The sequence below is a fragment of the Streptomyces sp. NPDC018964 genome, assembly GCF_044390325.1.
In the GTDB taxonomy this organism is placed as follows: domain Bacteria; phylum Actinomycetota; class Actinomycetes; order Streptomycetales; family Streptomycetaceae; genus Streptomyces.
The window spans coordinates 138464-155114 of sequence record NZ_JBIRYZ010000008.1 but is presented as its reverse complement, the minus strand read 5'-3'; the positions used below and the strand labels follow the sequence as shown (position 1 = coordinate 155114).

The following is a 16651-nucleotide window of genomic DNA, read 5'->3' as shown; positions in this document are numbered from 1 at the left end:
TCACCGCTCTCCGGACGACCGCGCCACCGGGGCGCGCCGTCGCATCGTGTTCCATCTCCGGGGCCGCTGTGGACCCCCGCCCCGCTTTCTACCAAAGCGGGGTTGCCGCATGGCAAGCGCCATCCGTGCAGCGGGGTCCTCACGCGCGAAGGCGATCAGCAGCCCGATGGCGAACATGGTCGGCAGCAGGGCGGATCCCCCGTAGGAGAACAGCGGGAGCGGGACTCCGGCGATCGGCAGCAGACCGAGCACCGCACCGATGTTGATCACGGCCTGGGCCGTGATCCAGGTGGTCACGCCTCCCGCGGCATACCTGACGAAGGGGTCCTCCGTGCGTCCGGCCACGCGGATACCCGCATAGCCTAGAGCCGCGAACAGGGCGAGTACCGACAGCGTCCCCGCCAGGCCCAGTTCCTCACCGGTGACGGCGAAGATGAAGTCCGTGTGGGCTTCGGGGAGTTGACCCCATTTCTCCACGCTCGCACCGAGTCCGGAACCGAAGATCCCGCCGGAGGCGAGGGCGTAGATCCCGTGCACGGCCTGCCAGCAGTCGACCGGTCCCGTCCGGGGCTCGGTGGCACCGAGGCAGGTGAGCCGGGCCATGCGGTTGGGGCTGGTGCGGATGAGGATCGCGCCGAGCAGCGCGGCGATCGACAGCACGCCGACGAACAGCCGGGTCGGCGCCCCCGCCAGCCACAGCAGGCCGAAGAGGACCGCCGTCAGGATGATCGCCGTACCCATGTCACCGCCGAGCATGATCAGCCCGAGCAGCATGAAGGCGGCCGGGACGAGCGGCACCAGCATGTGCTTCCACTGGGACAGCAGCCGCCTCTCCTGCTTGCGGGCGAGCAGATCGGCGCCCCACAGCACCAGCGCGAGCTTGCCGAACTCGCTGGGCTGGAGCTGGAAGGAGCCGCCGAGGGCGATCCAGTTCTGGTTGCCGTTGACCGCGACTCCCACCCCCGGCACCTGCACCAGGACCATCAGGACGACGGCGCCCGCGAGGATCGGGTAGGCCAGGGCGCGGTGCAGCTTCACCGGCATCCTGGAGGCCACCAGCAGCAGTACGCCGCCGATCACGGCGGCCAGCAGCTGCTTGCGGAAGAAGTACGAGCCCGGCAGCGACATCTGCAGCGCCGTGATCTGGGAGGCCGAGTAGACCATCACCAGGCCCAGCACGGTGATCAGCAGACTGCCGCCGAGGATCAGGTAGTACGCGGTCAGCGGGCGGTCCCAGGCCCTGCGCGCCCGGGTGATCAGGGTGCGCAGGGGGTTCTCGCGCGGGGGCCCGGGCACGACGGGTCCGCGTGCCGCCCGCCGCACGGGCGGGCGGCCGGTACGACTACCGGTCATCCGGGCCTCCGCTGTACGCCGTCGACGGTCCCACGCGTCCCTCCCGAGGTCGCCCGGCGCCAGGCGGCCGGGATCAGGCGCCGAGCTCGCGCACCGCCTGTGCGAACGCGTCACCGCGCTTGTTGTAGTTGGTGAACATGTCCATCGAGGCACAGGCCGGGGCCAGCAGCACCGTGTCGCCGGGCCGGGCGAGCCGCCGCGCCTCCTGGACGGCCTGGAGCATCGCCCCAGTGTCGGTCCGGTCGAGGTCGACGACGGGTACTTCCGGGGCGTGTCGCGCGAGGGCTTCGCGGATCAGGGCACGGTCCCGGCCGATCAGCACGACGCCGCGCAGCCGCTTCGCCGCGCCGGCGACCAGTTCGTCGAAGGTGGCGCCCTTGGCGAGCCCGCCGGCGATCCACACGATCGGCTCGTAGGCCGCCAACGAGGCTTGTGCCGCGTGCGTGTTGGTGGCCTTGGAGTCGTCGACGTACGCGACCCCGTCCACGTCGGCGACGTGCGCGATGCGGTGGGCGTCCGGGGTGAAGGCCCGCAGGCCGTCCCGTACGGCGCCGGCGGGCACCCCGTAGGCCCGCGCGAGGGCCGCCGCGGCAAGGGCGTTGGCGATGTTGTGCGGGGCGGGCGGGTTGACGTCGGAGACCTCGGCGAGCTCCTGGGCGTTCCTCTGCCGGTTCTCGACGAAGGCGCGGTCGACCAGGATGCCTTCCACGACGCCGAGTTGGGAGGGACCCGGGGTGCCCAGGGTGAAACCGACGGCGCGGCAGCCCTCTTCGACGTCGGCCTCGCGGACCAGGTCCTCGGTGGCCTTGTCGGCCGCGTTGTAGACGCAGGCGACGCGGTTGCCCTCGTAGATGCGGCCCTTGTCTGCGGCGTACGCCTCCATGGAGCCGTGCCAGTCGAGGTGGTCCGGGGCGAGGTTGAGCACGGCCGCCGAGTGGGCGCGCAGGGAGGGCGCCCAGTGGAGCTGGTAGCTGGACAGCTCCACGGCGAGCACGTCGTACTCCTCCTCGCCGAGCACGGCGTCCAGGAGGGAGACGCCGATGTTGCCGACGGCGGCGGTGCGCAGGCCCGCCGCCCTCAGGATGGAGGCGAGCATCTGGACGGTCGTGGTCTTGCCGTTGGTGCCGGTGACCGCGAGCCAGTCGGCCGCGCCGGGCTTCCTGAGCCGCCAGGCGAGTTCGACGTCGCCCCACACCGGCACCCCGGCCGCGTCCGCCGCCGCGAACAGCGGCTTGTCCGGCTTCCAGCCGGGGGCCGTGACGATCAGCTCGGTGCCCTCCGGCAGGGTCGCACCGTCGCCGAGGCGCACGGTGACGCCGAGCGCCTCCAGTTCGGCGGCCTGCTCGCGGGCGCGCGGGTCGTCCCCGTCGTTGACGACGGTGACCTTCGCGCCGAGCCCGTGCAGCACCTTGGCCGCCGGGACGCCGGAGACGCCGAGTCCGGCGACGGTGACGTTCTTCCCCTGCCAGTCGGTCACTTGTCCGCTGCCCATCCCGCGTAGAAGAGGCCCAGTCCGACGATCACACAGATGCCCTGGATGATCCAGAAGCGGACCACCACGAGGACTTCGGACCAGCCCTTGAGTTCGAAGTGATGCTGGAGTGGCGCCATCCGGAAGACCCGCTTCCCGGTGAGCTTGAACGAGCCGACCTGGATGACCACCGACATGGTGATGAGGACGAACAGACCGCCCAGGATGGCCAGCAGCAGCTCGGTGCGGGAGCAGATCGCGAGACCCGCGAGCACACCGCCGAGCGCCAGCGAACCGGTGTCGCCCATGAAGATCTTGGCCGGCGAGGTGTTCCACCACAGGAAGCCCAGGCAGGAACCCATCAGCGCGGAGGCGACGACCGCGAGGTCCAGCGGGTCGCGCACCTCGTAGCAGGCGCCGGGGTTGGTCAGCGTCTCGCCGTTGGCGCAGGACTCCTGGAACTGCCAGACGCCGATGAAGGTGTAGGCGCCGAAGACGAGCACGGAGGCGCCGGTGGCGAGGCCGTCCAGACCGTCGGTCAGGTTCACGCCGTTCGACATCGCGAGGATCATGAACAGCGCCCAGACGACGAACAGCACCGGGCCGATGGTCCAGCCGAAGTCCGTGATGAACGACAGCTTCGTGGAGGCCGGGGTCTGTCCGCGGGAGTCCGCGAACTGCAGGGACAGCACCGCGAAGGCGATGCCGACGATCAGCTGGCCGGCCATCTTCGCCTTGGCCCGCAGACCCAGCGAACGCCGCTTGACGATCTTGATGTAGTCGTCCAGGAAGCCGACCAGGCCCATGCCGACCATCAGGCCCAGCACCAGCACGCCCGAGTACCTCGGCGGCTCGCCGCTGATCACCTTGCTGAGGAAGTACGCGGCGACCGTCGACAGGATGAAGGCGATGCCGCCCATCGTCGGCGTACCGCGCTTGCTGGCGTGCTCGCGCGGGCCGTCGTCACGGATGTACTGCCCGTAGCCCTTGCGCGCGAGCAGCTTGATCAGCAGCGGGGTGCCGATCAGCGTCAGGAAGAGGCCAATGACTCCTGCGAACAGGATCTGATTCATCATCGGACTGCGACCTCACCCTCGGCACCGGTCTCGAGCAGCGCCTGCGCCACGCTCTCGAGCCCGACCGAACGGGACGCCTTCACGAGAACGACGTCTCCCGGGCGCAACTCGCTGCGCAACAGGTCGACCGCCGCCTGTGCGTCGGACACGTGCACCGACTCCTCACCCCACGAACCCTCGTTATATGCGCCCAGTTGCAGCCAGGAGGCTTCCCTGCCCCCGACCGCGACGAGCTTGCTGACGTTGAGCCGGACGGCAAGCCGTCCGACCGCGTCGTGCTCGGCGAGCGCCTCGTCCCCGAGCTCGGCCATCTTGCCGAGCACCGCCCACGTACGGCGTCCCTTGCCCATGGCCGCCAGCGCGCGCAGCGCGGCCTTCATGGACTCGGGGTTCGCGTTGTAGGCGTCGTTGACGACCGTCACGCCGTCCGGGCGCTCGGTGACCTCCATCCGCCAGCGGGAGAGGGAGCCCGCTTCGGAGAGCGCGGTGGCGATCTCGTCTGCGGACATGCCCAACTCGTGGGCGACGGCGGCCGCGGCGAGCGCGTTCGACACGTGATGCTCACCGTACAGGCGCATGGTCACATCGGATGCACCGGAGGGTGTGTGAAGCCTGAAGGAAGGCTGTCCGCTGTCCGTGAGTCGCACGTTCTCGGCGGAGACGTCCGCTTCGTCGGACTCTCCGAAAAGGATCACCTTCGCCTTCGTACGGGACGCCATGGCCCGTACGAGGGGGTCGTCCGCGTTGAGGACCGCGACGCCGCCCTCCTCGGCCGGGGGCAGGGCCTCCACCAACTCGCCCTTGGCCTCGGCGATCTGCTCCCGGCCGCCGAACTCGCCGATATGGGCGGAACCGACGTTCAGGACGAGTCCGACCTTCGGGGGCGTCAGTCCGGTGAGGTACCGGATGTGGCCGATTCCGCGCGCTCCCATCTCCAGCACGAGGAACTTCGTCTCCTCGGTGGCGGTGAGCGCGGTGAGCGGCAGCCCGATCTCGTTGTTGAGCGAGCCGGGGGTGAAGACGGTCGGCGCCTTGCGCCGCAGCACCTGGGCGATGAGGTCCTTGGTGCTGGTCTTGCCGGCCGAGCCGGTGAGCGCGACGAGGGTGGTGCCCAGCCGGCCGACGACGTGCCGGGCGAGGGCGCCGAGGGCCGCCTGGACGTCCGCCACGACGATCGCGGGGACCCCGACGGGCCGGGAGGCGAGCACGGCGGCCGCGCCCGCCTCGACGACCTGGGCCGCGAAGTCGTGGCCGTCCACGCGCTCGCCGGCGAAGGCGACGAACAGGCTGCCCGGACCCGCCTCCCGCGAGTCCCGGACGACCGGTCCGGTGACCTGGACGGACGGGTCCGGTATGTCGTGCGTCTGCCCGCCGACGACTTCTGCGATCTCGGCGAGGGAGAGGGCGATCACAAGTTCATCCCTGGGTTTTCTTGATGGCTTCCCGGAGCACCTGGCGGTCGTCGAAGGGACGTACCACCCCGGCGATGTCCTGCCCCTGCTCGTGGCCCTTGCCGGCGACCAGCACCGTGTCACCGGGCTGCGACCTGGCGACGGCGGCGGCGATCGCGGCGGCCCGGTCCTCGAAGACCTGCACCTCGCCGCGCTCGTGGGCGGGCACGGAGGCCGCGCCCCGGAGCATGGCGGCGAGGATCGCGAGGGGATCCTCGGAGCGGGGGTTGTCGGAGGTCAGTACGGCGGTGTCGGCGAGCCGCGCGACGGCGGCGCCCATGGGCTCCCGCTTGGTCCGGTCGCGGTCGCCGCCGCAGCCGAGCACGACGTGCACCCGGCCCTCGGTGACCTTGCGCAGGGCGCGCAGCACCGATTCCACGGCGTCGGTCTTGTGGGCGTAGTCCACCACCGCGAGGTACGGCTGTCCGGCGTCCACGCGCTCCAGCCGGCCCGGCACGCCCGGTACGGCGGCGACGCCGTCGGCGGCGGCCTGCGGGTCGAGTCCGGCGGCGGCGAGGGCGACGATCGCGGCGAGGGTGTTGGCCACGTTGAACGGGCCCGGCAGCGGCGACCGGGCGGCGATCCGCTCGCCCCCGGGGCCGGTCACGGTGAACGTCGAGTCCATCGGGCCGACCTCGACGCCCTCGGCGCGCCAGTCGGCGTCCGGGTGGCCCTCGGCGGAGTAGGTGACGACCGGGACGCCGGCCTCCTTTGCGAGGCGGCGGCCGTACTCGTCGTCGACGTTGACCACGCCGAGCCGACTGCGCTCCGGCGTGAACAGCTGTGCCTTGGCCCGGAAGTAGTCCTCCATGTCGGAGTGGAACTCCATGTGTTCCGGGCTGAGGTTGGTGAAGACGGCGATGTCGAAGACGCAGCCGTCGACCCGGCCGAGGACCAGGGCGTGGCTGGAGACCTCCATGGCGACCGCGTCGGTGCCGCGCTCGCGCATGACGGCGAACAGGGCCTGGAGGTCGGTGGCCTCGGGGGTGGTGCGCTCGGACTTGATGCGCTCGTCGCCGATGCGCATCTCGACCGTGCCGATGAGCCCCGTGCGGTGGGCCGTTTTCAGGCCACCCTCGACCAGGTAGGCGGTGGTGGTCTTGCCCGAAGTGCCGGTGATGCCGATCTGGAGCAGATCGCGGCCCGGGTGGCCGTAGATGGTGGCCGCCAGCTCGCCCATCCGCGCGCGCGGGTCGTCGACCACCAGCGCCGGCAGTCCGGCCGCGGCGACGCGCTCGGCGCCGGACGGGTCGGTCAGGACGGCGACCGCGCCGAGGCCGGCGGCCTGGGTGACGAAGTCGGCGCCGTGGGCGCGGGCGCCCGGGAGGGCGGCGTACAGGTCGCCGGGGCGGACGGCGCGCGAGTCATGGGTGATGCCCGTGACCTCCGCGGCCCGTTCCGGCGTGGGGACACCCAGCTGGCCGGCGAGCTCCGCGAGGGGTGTGGCGGAGACCTGAACCGGACGGGGCGGTCCCGGATATGTCACGGGGTGGCCCTTCTGGGCGGTTTGGGACTGATCAGCGTGTGGCACGGCGGTGAGCGTACCGGGCGCACCGGCCGGGGGGCCAAAGAGGGGCCCGCGCGCACCGCCGTCCGGCGGGGGCGGCGGTGGGTGACGGGTGGGCGAGGGGCGGGAGGTGTTCCGGTTCCCGGGGTCGGGAGTGATCGTCGTCACGGGGTGGTTCCTGGTGGCTCGGTGCTCGGTGTACGGGTCAGGGCTTGAAGGTGACCGGGAGGTCGGCGGGGGCGGCGCCGGTCGGCGGCACCTGGAGGGTCTTCAGGGCGAACTCCATGACCTGCTTGTACACGGGTCCGCAGATCTGGCCGCCGAAGTAGCTGCCCTCGGTGGCGTTCTGGATGACGCAGTAGACGGTGATCCTGGGCTTGTCGGCGGGGGCGAAGCCGGCGAAGGACGAGGTGTAGCCGTGGTACCTGCCGGTGGCCGGATCCACGCGGTTCGCCGTACCCGTCTTCCCCGCGACCCGGTAGCCCGGGATACGTGCCTTGGTGCCGGTGCCCTCCGCGTCGTCGACGACCGACTCCAGCATCCGGGCGAGCGTCTTCGCCGTCTTCTCGCTGACGACCCTGGTCTTCTCGGGCGCCGGGGCGGGGATGAAGCGTCCGTCGGGGCCCTTGGAGCCGCGTACGAGGGTGGGTTCGACGCGGACGCCGCCGTTGGCGATGGTCGAGTAGACGGAGGCGGCCTGCATGGCGTTGACGGAGACGCCCTGGCCGAACGGAATCGTGTACTGCTGCGAGGTGGACCACGCGTTTGGCGGGGCGAGGATGCCCTTGGTCTCGCCGGGGAAGCCGAGCCCGGTGTGGCTGCCCAGGCCGAACTTGCGCAGGTACTCGTAGAGGACCTTGTTGGCCTGGGCCTGGGTCTTGCCGAGCTGGCCGGTGGCGAGGATGGTGCCGATGTTGCTGGACTTGGCGAGGACGCCGTTGAGCGTCAGGTACCAGGTCGGGTGGTCGATGTCGTCCTTGAAGAGGCGGTCGCCGCGGTGCAGCCGGTTGGGCACGACGACGTGCGTTCCGGGGGTGGCGGCGTTCTCCTCGAGGACCGCCGCCATGGAGAGCACCTTGGCGGTGGAGCCGGGTTCGAAGGCGTCCTGGACGGCCGCGTTGCCGAGCGCGTCCGGGTCGGCCTCGGAGAGGTCATTGGGGTCGAAGCCGGGCGCGTTGGCCATCGCGAGGACCTCACCGGTGCGGGTGTCCTGGACGATGACGTAGCCGCGGTCGGCCGCGGACTTCTTCACCTGCTCGCTGATGGCGTTCTGCGCGGCCCACTGGATGTCGCGGTCGATGGTGAGCTCGACGTCGCTGCCGGGCACGGCCGGGGTCTCGGTGGAGCCCGCGGTCGGGACGAGACGGCCGCCGGACTGGGCGTAGCGGATCTTGCCGTCCTGGCCGGCGAGCCGCTTGTCGAACTGGAGCTCGATGCCGCCGCCGCCCTTGCCCTCGGCGTTGACCCAGCCCAGTATTCCGGCGGCCAGCTCGTTGTTGGGGTACACCCGCTTGCTGGTGGGCACGGAGAAGACGCCGGCCAGGACGTTGGTGGTGGAGTCGTCCGTCGCGGCCTTCTTGGCGAGCGCGGTCTTCAGGTCCTTGATCTGTTTCCAGGTCTGCGGGGTCTGGCGGGCGGCCAGTTTGACGTAGCGCAGGGCCTTGTTCTCCGGGCGCAGCTTCTCGACCAGCTCGTCCTGGTCCTGGCCGAGGATCGGGGCGAGGAGGGCGGCGGCCTGCTCAGGGCCGTCGGCGATCTCCAGCTCGTCCGGGGCGAACATCGTGGGGTCGGCCGTGATGTCGTAGGCGTCCTCGGTGGTCGCCAGGGCCACGCCGTGGCGGTCGGTGATCCCGCCGCGCTGGGCCTCCAGCACCTGGCCGACGTAGCGGTTCCGGTCGGCCTTGGCGGCGTAGGTGCTCGCGTCGACGGCCTGCACCTGGAAGAGCCGTACGGCGAAGGCGAGCAGGACCAGGGTCAGGGCCACGCCGATCAGGCGCAGCCGGGGGCGCGGGCTGCCCAGCCGGATGGCCTTCGGGGGCGCGGGGCGGGTTCCCGCGGGCCTGCGGGCCGGGCGGGAGCCGGGGCCGGGGCGCTGTCCGGCGGCCGGTCGCTGTCCGGCGGCCGGGCGGGCGGGCCTGGCGGGGCCGGGCACCCGGCGGCGGGGCGGTTCCCTGTCGGACACTTCCGTCACCTGCCGGGGGTCGATGAGGAGGGCGTGGGCGTGGCGGCCGGCGCCCCGGGCGCCAGGAGCATGGGGGCGTGGGCGGCGCCGGGTACGCCCTTGACCTTGCCGTCGGGACCGAGGAAGGCGGGGTCGCCGCCGGGCACCATGCCGAGCTCGCGGGCGCGGCGCTGGAGGGCGTCGGGGGCGGAGTAGGCGTCGATGTCCCGTTGCAGGGCCTGTTCCTCGTCGGTGAGGTTCTTGGTCTCCCGCTGGATGTCGTCGAGCTGGAACGCGCCCTCGCTGAGGGCGGAGTTCAGCACCAGGAGGCCGATCAGACCTCCGCCGAGGAGGACGACGACGAGGAGGACGAAGGGGGTGCGCGCCGCCTGGGCGCGCCCGGTGGGCAGGAGCCGGGCGAGCCGGGCCGCCCTCCCCTTCAGCTCGGGCCTTCCCTTCGGCGCGGGCCTCCCCTTCAGTTCGGGTTTCCTACTCACTCACGCTCCCCTGAGTTCGCTTTTCCCACCCGTACGCCCGGCCGCCCGTCACCCGCCCCGTGCGCCGTCCGTGCCTCAATCGACGTCCTCCCGGATCCGCTCGGCGCCGCGCAGCCGCGCGGGGGCCGCGCGCCGGTTCTCGGCGATCTCCTCCTCGGTGGGAAGTTCGGCACCGCGCGTGAGCAGCTTGAGCCGGGGCTGGTACCGCTCGGGGACGACCGGGAGCCCGGGCGGGGCGGTGGTGGCGGCGCCGGCCGCGAACACCTGCTTGACGAGCCGGTCCTCCAGGGAGTGGTACGACAGCACGGCGATCCGTCCGCCGACGTCGAGGGCCTTCACGGCCGCCGGGACCGCCCGCTCCAGCACCGACAGCTCGCCGTTGACCTCGATCCGCAGGGCCTGGAAGGTGCGCTTGGCCGGGTTGCCGCCGGTGCGCTTGGCGGCCTGCGGCAGCGCGTCGCGGATCAGCTCGACCAGGCGGGCGCTGTTGGTGAACGGCTCCTTCTCGCGTTCGCGCACAATCGCGGAGACGATGCGCTTGGCCTGCTTCTCCTCGCCGTAGGCGCGCAGGATGCGGACGAGTTCGCCGGCCGGGTAGGTGTTGAGGACCTCGGCGGCGCTGACGCCGGTCGTCTGGTCCATGCGCATGTCGAGGGGGGCGTCCTGGGCGTAGGCGAAGCCGCGGTCGGCCTCGTCGAGCTGCATGGAGGACACCCCGAGGTCGAACAGGACGCCCCGCACGCGCGGGACGCCGAGCCGGTCGAGGACGCCGGGGAGCTCGTCGTAGACGGCATGCACCAGGGTGGCCCGGTCGCCGAAGGGCGCCAGCCGCTCACCGGACAGGCGCAGGGCCTCCTTGTCGCGGTCCAGGGCGACGAGCCGGGCCTCGGGGAACCGCCGCAGCAGGGCCTCGCTGTGGCCGCCGAGCCCGAGCGTGCAGTCGACCACCACCGCTCCCGGCCGCTCCAGGGCGGGCGCCAACAGGTCCAGGCACCGCTGGAGCATCACCGGGACGTGTCGACTCTGGCTCAAGTGGCCCTCTCAAATCCGGCGCGGCACTCACGCACCGCCGGGTTCCCGCCCTCCCCCGGTGAGGGGCGACCGGCGCCGTCGGGCGTCGGCCGGGCGGCGGCGGGAGGAGGCCGAGCCGTACGTGCGCGCCGCGCACGCGGGGAGATTCCCCGGGCGTCGCCGGGGGATCCGGGGAAATTCAGTGCGGCGGGCGCTCTCGCCTCCCGCTTCGCGCCACTTTAGTCCACGGTTCCGCCCGGTCAATCAACCGGCCTGCGCGTCGCGGTCCGCGCGGCAGGTCAAGGGGCGGATCGGGCACATCACCCGCAGGAGGGGGCTCACACCACTCCTGTGGGTTACCTCACACCAAGACCCGCTGACGTTCTTTGTCGCCCCTCACAACGGGCCCGATGCCCTCGTGACCAGTACCGTCATGGGTATGACGACTTCAGCATCGGTTCCCACCGGCTCTCAGAACGCCGCCACCGGCCACGGCACGGTCACCGACCGTCTGGTCGACGCCAACCAGCAGTACGCGGCCGCCTTCACCGACCCCGGGATGGACGCCCGCCCTGTGCTCAACGTCGCCGTGGTGGCCTGCATGGACGCACGCCTCGACCTGCACGCCGCGCTGGGCCTGTCACTCGGCGACTGCCACACCATCCGCAACGCGGGCGGCGTCGTCACCGACGACGTGATCCGCTCGCTGACCATCAGCCAGCGTGCGCTGGGCACCCGCAGCGTGGTCCTCATCCACCACACCGGCTGCGGTCTGGAGTCCATCACCGAGGAGTTCCGGCACGACCTGGAGATGGAGGTGGGCCAGCGTCCCGGCTGGGCCGTGGAGGCCTTCCGGGACGTCGACCAGGACGTACGGCAGTCGATGCAGCGCGTGCGCACCTCGCCGTTCCTGCTGCACACCGACGACGTGCGCGGCTTCGTCTTCGACGTGCACACGGGCCTGCTGCGCGAGATCGACCCCGCCTGACCCGGCCGCCCACCCCGGAGGGAACCCGGACTCCGGACGCCGTTCGACTGTCGCAAGACCTGGCATATCGCTGTCAGTTGTCCACAGGCGAGTGACACGAATCGGTAACGGCGGCAAGAATGCGGGAGTGGCGCCACGCGGAACTTTTCCCGCGCGGTGTCCGTGATTCGGGGTGGGCCGGTCCACACAGCAAGGCGTCGGCCCGGGACATTTGGGGTCCCCCGCTCCCTTCCGGAGCGCGGGGAAAGGCCGAGGAGGGCCGGGTGACGACCTATGACGATCGAGCGAGCCTCACTGATCTGACCGCCGTGGTGGAGCGCGTGCGGAGTTCGGTGGAAGGCGTGATCGAGGGAAAGCCCGAGGTCGTACGGCTCTCGCTGACCGTACTGCTCGCCGAGGGACATCTGCTCATCGAGGATGTCCCGGGAGTCGGCAAGACGATGCTGGCCAAGGCGCTGGCGCGGTCCATCGACTGCTCGGTGCGGCGGATCCAGTTCACTCCGGACCTGCTGCCCTCGGACATCACCGGTGTGTCCATCTGGGACCAGCAGCACCGTGACTTCGAGTTCAAGCCGGGCGCCATCTTCGCGCAGGTGGTGATCGGCGACGAGATCAACCGCGCGTCGCCGAAGACGCAGTCCGCGCTGCTGGAGTCGATGGAGGAGCGCCAGGTCACCATCGACGGCAAGACCTACGAGCTGCCCAGCCCGTTCATGGTCGTGGCGACGCAGAACCCGGTCGAGATGGAGGGCACCTACCCGCTGCCGGAGGCCCAGCGCGACCGTTTCATGGCCCGCGTCTCGGTCGGCTACCCGAGCGCGGAGGCCGAGCTGCAGATGCTGGACGTGCACGGCGGCGTCTCCCCGCTGGAGGACCTCCAGCCGGTGGCGCACGCGCACGAGATCCTCAAGCTCATCGAGGCGGTGCGCGACGTCTACGTGGCCGAACCGATCCGCCGGTACGTGGTGGACCTGGTCGCCGCCACCCGCACGCACCCCGATCTCAGACTCGGCGCCTCGCCGCGCGCGACGCTGCACCTGCTGCGCGCGGCGAAGGCGACGGCGGCCCTCGGCGGCCGGGACTACGCGCTGCCGGACGACGTGCAGGCACTCGCCGTGGCCGTCCTCGCCCACCGGCTGCTGCCCACCGCCCAGGCCCAGCTCAACCGCCGGACCGCCGAGCAGGTGGTGCAGGAGATCCTCCAGCACACCCCGGTGCCCGCGGACCGCCCCCGGACGTCCGCGGACGCCTCGCGGCAGAGCGGTCTCGGCCACGGCGGTCCGGAGTTCGGCCGGCAGCCGCCCCGGAGGCTGTGATGACCACCGCCGGCGCCGTCCACGCGGACGGCGGCACGGGCGACACAGGTGGCCGGAGCGGCGTCAGGACGGCCCTGGCGGGTCTCACCACCCGCGGGCGTTCCTTCCTGGCCGCCGGTGTGGCCGCCGCGATCTGCGCGTACGTACTGGGGCAGAGCGACCTGCTGCGGGTCGGACTGCTGCTCGCGGTGCTTCCGCTGGTGTGCGCGGCCGTGCTCTACCGCACCCGCTACCGGGTCGCCGGCAGCCGCCGGCTCTCCCCCGGGCGGGTGCCCGCCGGCTCCGAGGCGCGGGTGCACCTGCGGATGGAGAACGTCTCGCGGCTGCCCACGGGCCTGCTGATGCTCCAGGACCGGGTGCCCTACGTGCTCGGCCCGCGTCCGCGGTTCGTCCTGGACCGGGTGGAGGCGGGCGGGCGCCGGGAGGTGTCCTACCGGGTCCGCTCCGACCTGCGCGGCCGCTATCCGCTGGGCCCGCTGCAGCTGCGGCTGTCCGACCCGTTCGGGATGTGCGAGCTGACCCGGTCCTTCTCCACGTACGACACGCTGACGGTGATCCCGCGCGTGGAGCCGCTGCCGCCGGTGCGGCTGAGCGGCGAGGCGAAGGGGTACGGCGACGGACGGCAGCGCGCGCTGGCGCTGGCCGGCGAGGACGACGTGATCCCGCGCGGCTACCGCCACGGCGACGACCTGCGCCGGGTGCACTGGCGCTCCACCGCCCGCTACGGCGAGCTGATGGTGCGCCGCGAGGAGCAGCCGCAGCGCGCCCGGTGCACGGTGCTCCTCGACACCCGGGCCGTGGCCTACGCGGGCGCCGGCCCGGACTCGGCGTTCGAGTGGGCGGTGTCCGGTGCGGCCTCCGTGCTGATGCACATGCTGGAGCGCGGTTTCTCGGTACGGCTGCTGACCGACACCGGCACCTCGGTGCCGGGCGAGGGCTCCGACGGGTTCGCGGGGGTGAACCAGGAGTCCGCGGACGCGGCCGGGCTGATGATGGACGCCCTCGCCGTGGTGGACCACTCCGACGAGGAGGGCCTGTCCCGCGCCTACGACGTGCTGCGCGGCGGGAACGAGGGGCTGTTGGTCGCCTTCCTCGGCGACCTGGACGAGGAGCAGACCGCGGTGCTCGCGCGGATGCGGCAGCGCAGCGGAGGCGCGTTCGCCTTCCTGCTGGACAGCGGGACCTGGCTGCGGGAGCCGACCGATGTGCCCGGTGCGGCGGACCGGCGCGAGGAGTGGCTGCGGATGCTGCGCGAGGCGGGCTGGACGGCGCTGGGCGTGCCGCGGGGCACCCCGCTGGACGAGTTGTGGCGGCAGGCGGACCGGGAGCGTTCGGGCCTGGCCGCGGCGAGTGGTGGGGAGGGACCGTGATCAGCGGACGGGCGAGGCTGACGCTGTGCGCGTGGGCGGCCACACTGATGGCGTCGTGCGCCCTGCTGCCGCTGGTCGACCCGGCGTCCTGGATCCTCCAGGCGGCGTTCCTGCTGGCGGCGCAGTCGGGCGTGGGCGCGGCGGCCCGGCGGGTACCGCTGGCGCGTCCGCTGACGGTGGCGGCGCAGGTCCTGGTGACGCTGGTGCTGCTGACCCTGGTGTTCGCGCGTGAGCACGCCTTCGCCGGGCTGATACCCGGCCCCGACGTCGTCCGCTTCTTCGCCGAGTTGCTGGAGCAGGGCGGGAACGACGTCAGCCGGTACGCGATCCCGGCGCCGCTGTCCGACGGCATCCGGCTGATGCTGGTCGGCGGCGTGCTGGTGATCGGGCTGCTGGTGGACGCCCTCGCGGTGACCTTCCGCAGCGCGGCCCCTGCCGGGCTGCCGCTGCTCGCCCTGTACTCGGTGGCGGCGGGGCTGTCCGACAACGGCATCGACTGGCTGTGGTTCCTGCTGGCGGCGGCCGGCTACCTGATGCTGCTGCTCGCCGAGGGCCGGGACCGGCTCTCCCAGTGGGGGCGTGTGTTCGGCGGGGCACCCGGCCCGGGCGGGGACTCGCCCGGCGCCGTCGCACCGGTGCGCACCGGGCGGCGGATCGGCGCGGTCGCGCTGGGCATCGCCCTGGTGGTGCCGCTCGGCCTGCCCGCGATGAACGGCGGCCTGCTGGACCCCGGCGGCACGGGGGCCGGCTCGGGCACCGGCGGGGGCGGCAACGTCTCGGCGGTGAACCTGCTGGTGTCGCTGCAGGACTCGCTGAACAGGGACGACGACCGCCAGGTCATGTCGGTGCGCTCCGAGCTGACGGACGTGTCCGACCTGTATCTGCGGATCGTGTCCCTGGAGGACTTCGACGGCACCACGTGGAAGCCGTCGAAGCGGTCCTTCACCACCGTCCCCACCGGCACGTTCCCGACGCCGCCGGGCCTCGGCCCCGACGTCGAGCGCACGGAGATCGGCACGACGATCTCGACCGCCGACTGGTACGCCCAGGACTGGCTGCCGACGCCGTACCCGCCGAGCGGGGTGAGCATCCGGGGCGACTGGCTCTACGAACCCGTCGGCATGTCGCTGGTCGGCGGCCGCGGACAGAACACGCGCGGTCTGACGTACGAGGTGCGCAGCCTCCACGTGCGGCCCACGGCGGAACAGCTGGCCGGCGCGCCGGATCCGGTGCCCGCGCTGCGGCGCGAGTACACCGAGCTGCCGGACTCGCTGCCCGCCGTGGTGTCCCGCACCGCCCGTGAGGTCACCGAGGGCGCGGCCACCCCCTACGACCAGGCGGTCAGGCTCCAGGAGTACTTCACGCTGACCGGCGGCTTCGAGTACGACACCGAGGTCGACGTCGGCAACGACTCGGAGGCGATCGCCCGTTTCCTGCGGGACAAGCAGGGCTTCTGCGTGCACTTCTCGTTCGCGATGGCGTCGATGGCCCGTTCGCTGGGCATACCGGCACGGGTCGCGGTGGGCTTCGCGCCCGGCACCCCGCAGGCGGACGGCACGGTCTCGGTCGGGCTGCGGGACGCGCACGCCTGGCCGGAGCTGTACTTCGAGGGTGTGGGCTGGACCCGGTTCGAGCCGACCCCGACCCGTGGTTCGACGCCGTCGTACACCGTGCAGGACACCGCGGAGAACACGGTGCCCGATCCCGCCCGGCCCTCGCGGACCGCGTCCGCGGAGCCGTCGGCGGAGCCCTCGGAGAGCGAGAGCTGCACGACGGAGCGCAGGAGGCTCGGGGCGTGCGAGAGCGAGTCGCCGCAGGTGGCCCTGCCCACGGGCGACGACGGACCGAAGTGGTACGCGCTGCTGGGGTGGGCGCTGGCCGGTCTCGTGGTGCTGGTGCTGCCGCTGTCGCCCCTGCTGTGGCGGGCGAGGACGCGGGCGGCGCGGCTGGGCGGACACGGCCGCTCGGAGGCGGAGACGGTGCCGTACGTCCTGGCCGTCTGGGACGAGCTGACCGACACGGCGTGGGACTACGGCATCGCGCCGGACAAGTCGCTGACCCCGCGCGGGACGGCGGACCGGATCGTGCGGCTGGGCCGGCTCGGCCCGGACGCGGCGGCGTCGGTGCACCGGGTGGCCGACGCGGTGGAGCAGGTCCTGTACGCGCCGCGGCCGCGGCCGGTGGTAGGGCTGGCGGACGAGGTGCGGGGGGCTGCCGCGGGACTGCGGGCCTCGGCCGGTGGTCGGCGGGTGCGGATGCGGGCGGTGTTCGCTCCGCGGTCGAGTGTGCGGGTGGTGTGGGCGGTGTCGGCGTGGTGGGCCGGGGTGCGTGCGCGCCTGCCGGCGCTCCGTCCGGCCTGGCGCCGGCCGTCACGGCAGCGGGGCTGAGCCGCGCGCGGACCGGCCCCGCGGGGCCGGTCCGCGCGGGGTTGCGCGGTACCCGACGTGAGC

General features: G+C 72.5%; 12 protein-coding genes. 4 read left to right on the top strand and 8 right to left on the bottom strand.

What is annotated here, in order from left to right:
* From ftsW to rsmH, 8 genes are all read right to left on the bottom strand, one after another.
* On the bottom strand, positions 1–1353 hold the full coding sequence (gene ftsW / locus ACH5AO_RS15955) for a putative lipid II flippase FtsW (protein ID WP_398924879.1): 1353 nt from the start codon (positions 1351–1353) through the stop codon (positions 1–3).
* 73 nt (positions 1354–1426) lie between these two features.
* Positions 1427–2845 (bottom strand): UDP-N-acetylmuramoyl-L-alanine--D-glutamate ligase, encoded by a 1419-nt coding sequence (gene murD, locus ACH5AO_RS15950; RefSeq protein WP_398924877.1) that lies wholly within the window; start codon positions 2843–2845, stop codon positions 1427–1429.
* Positions 2827–3900, bottom strand: a complete 1074-nt coding sequence (mraY, locus tag ACH5AO_RS15945; protein ID WP_030858959.1) for a phospho-N-acetylmuramoyl-pentapeptide-transferase — start codon at positions 3898–3900, stop codon at positions 2827–2829. Before mraY ends, murD begins: the two co-directional genes overlap by 19 nt.
* Entirely contained in the window at positions 3897–5312 is a 1416-nt protein-coding gene (gene murF / locus ACH5AO_RS15940) for a UDP-N-acetylmuramoyl-tripeptide--D-alanyl-D-alanine ligase (RefSeq protein WP_398924875.1), read from the bottom strand. The genes mraY and murF overlap by 4 nt, the downstream gene beginning before the upstream one ends.
* 4 nt (positions 5313–5316) lie before the next feature.
* Positions 5317–6837, bottom strand: a complete 1521-nt coding sequence (locus ACH5AO_RS15935) for a UDP-N-acetylmuramoyl-L-alanyl-D-glutamate--2,6-diaminopimelate ligase (protein ID WP_398924873.1) — start codon at positions 6835–6837, stop codon at positions 5317–5319.
* A 226-nt stretch (positions 6838–7063) separates the two neighbouring features.
* Positions 7064–9040 carry a penicillin-binding transpeptidase domain-containing protein gene (locus tag ACH5AO_RS15930; protein ID WP_398924871.1) on the bottom strand — a complete coding sequence of 659 codons (1977 nt, stop codon included), beginning with the start codon at positions 9038–9040 and terminating at the stop codon, positions 7064–7066.
* A 5-nt stretch (positions 9041–9045) separates the two neighbouring features.
* Positions 9046–9516, bottom strand: coding sequence for a septum formation initiator family protein (locus ACH5AO_RS15925; RefSeq protein WP_398924869.1), 471 nt, complete (start codon positions 9514–9516; stop codon positions 9046–9048).
* 75 nt (positions 9517–9591) lie between these two features.
* Entirely contained in the window at positions 9592–10548 is a 957-nt protein-coding gene (rsmH, locus tag ACH5AO_RS15920) for a 16S rRNA (cytosine(1402)-N(4))-methyltransferase RsmH (protein WP_398924866.1), read from the bottom strand.
* Between the two features lie 418 nt (positions 10549–10966).
* Between rsmH and ACH5AO_RS15915 the strand changes: the two genes are divergently transcribed.
* The 4 genes from ACH5AO_RS15915 to ACH5AO_RS15900 all read left to right on the top strand — a co-directional run bounded on the left by ACH5AO_RS15915 (position 10967) and on the right by ACH5AO_RS15900 (position 16588).
* Entirely contained in the window at positions 10967–11515 is a 549-nt protein-coding gene (locus tag ACH5AO_RS15915) for a beta-class carbonic anhydrase (RefSeq protein WP_398924864.1), read from the top strand.
* Between the two features lie 263 nt (positions 11516–11778).
* Complete coding sequence (locus ACH5AO_RS15910; RefSeq protein ID WP_398924862.1) at positions 11779–12831, top strand: AAA family ATPase; 1053 nt, start codon at positions 11779–11781, stop codon at positions 12829–12831.
* The gene (locus ACH5AO_RS15905; RefSeq protein ID WP_398924860.1) at positions 12831–14201 is read left to right on the top strand and encodes a DUF58 domain-containing protein; all 1371 of its coding nucleotides are present in this window, start codon (positions 12831–12833) and stop codon (positions 14199–14201) included. The genes ACH5AO_RS15910 and ACH5AO_RS15905 overlap by 1 nt, the downstream gene beginning before the upstream one ends.
* Positions 14202–14248: 47 nt before the next feature.
* On the top strand, positions 14249–16588 hold the full coding sequence (locus ACH5AO_RS15900; RefSeq protein ID WP_398925241.1) for a DUF3488 and DUF4129 domain-containing transglutaminase family protein: 2340 nt from the start codon (positions 14249–14251) through the stop codon (positions 16586–16588).
* Positions 16589–16651 lie beyond the last annotated feature (63 nt).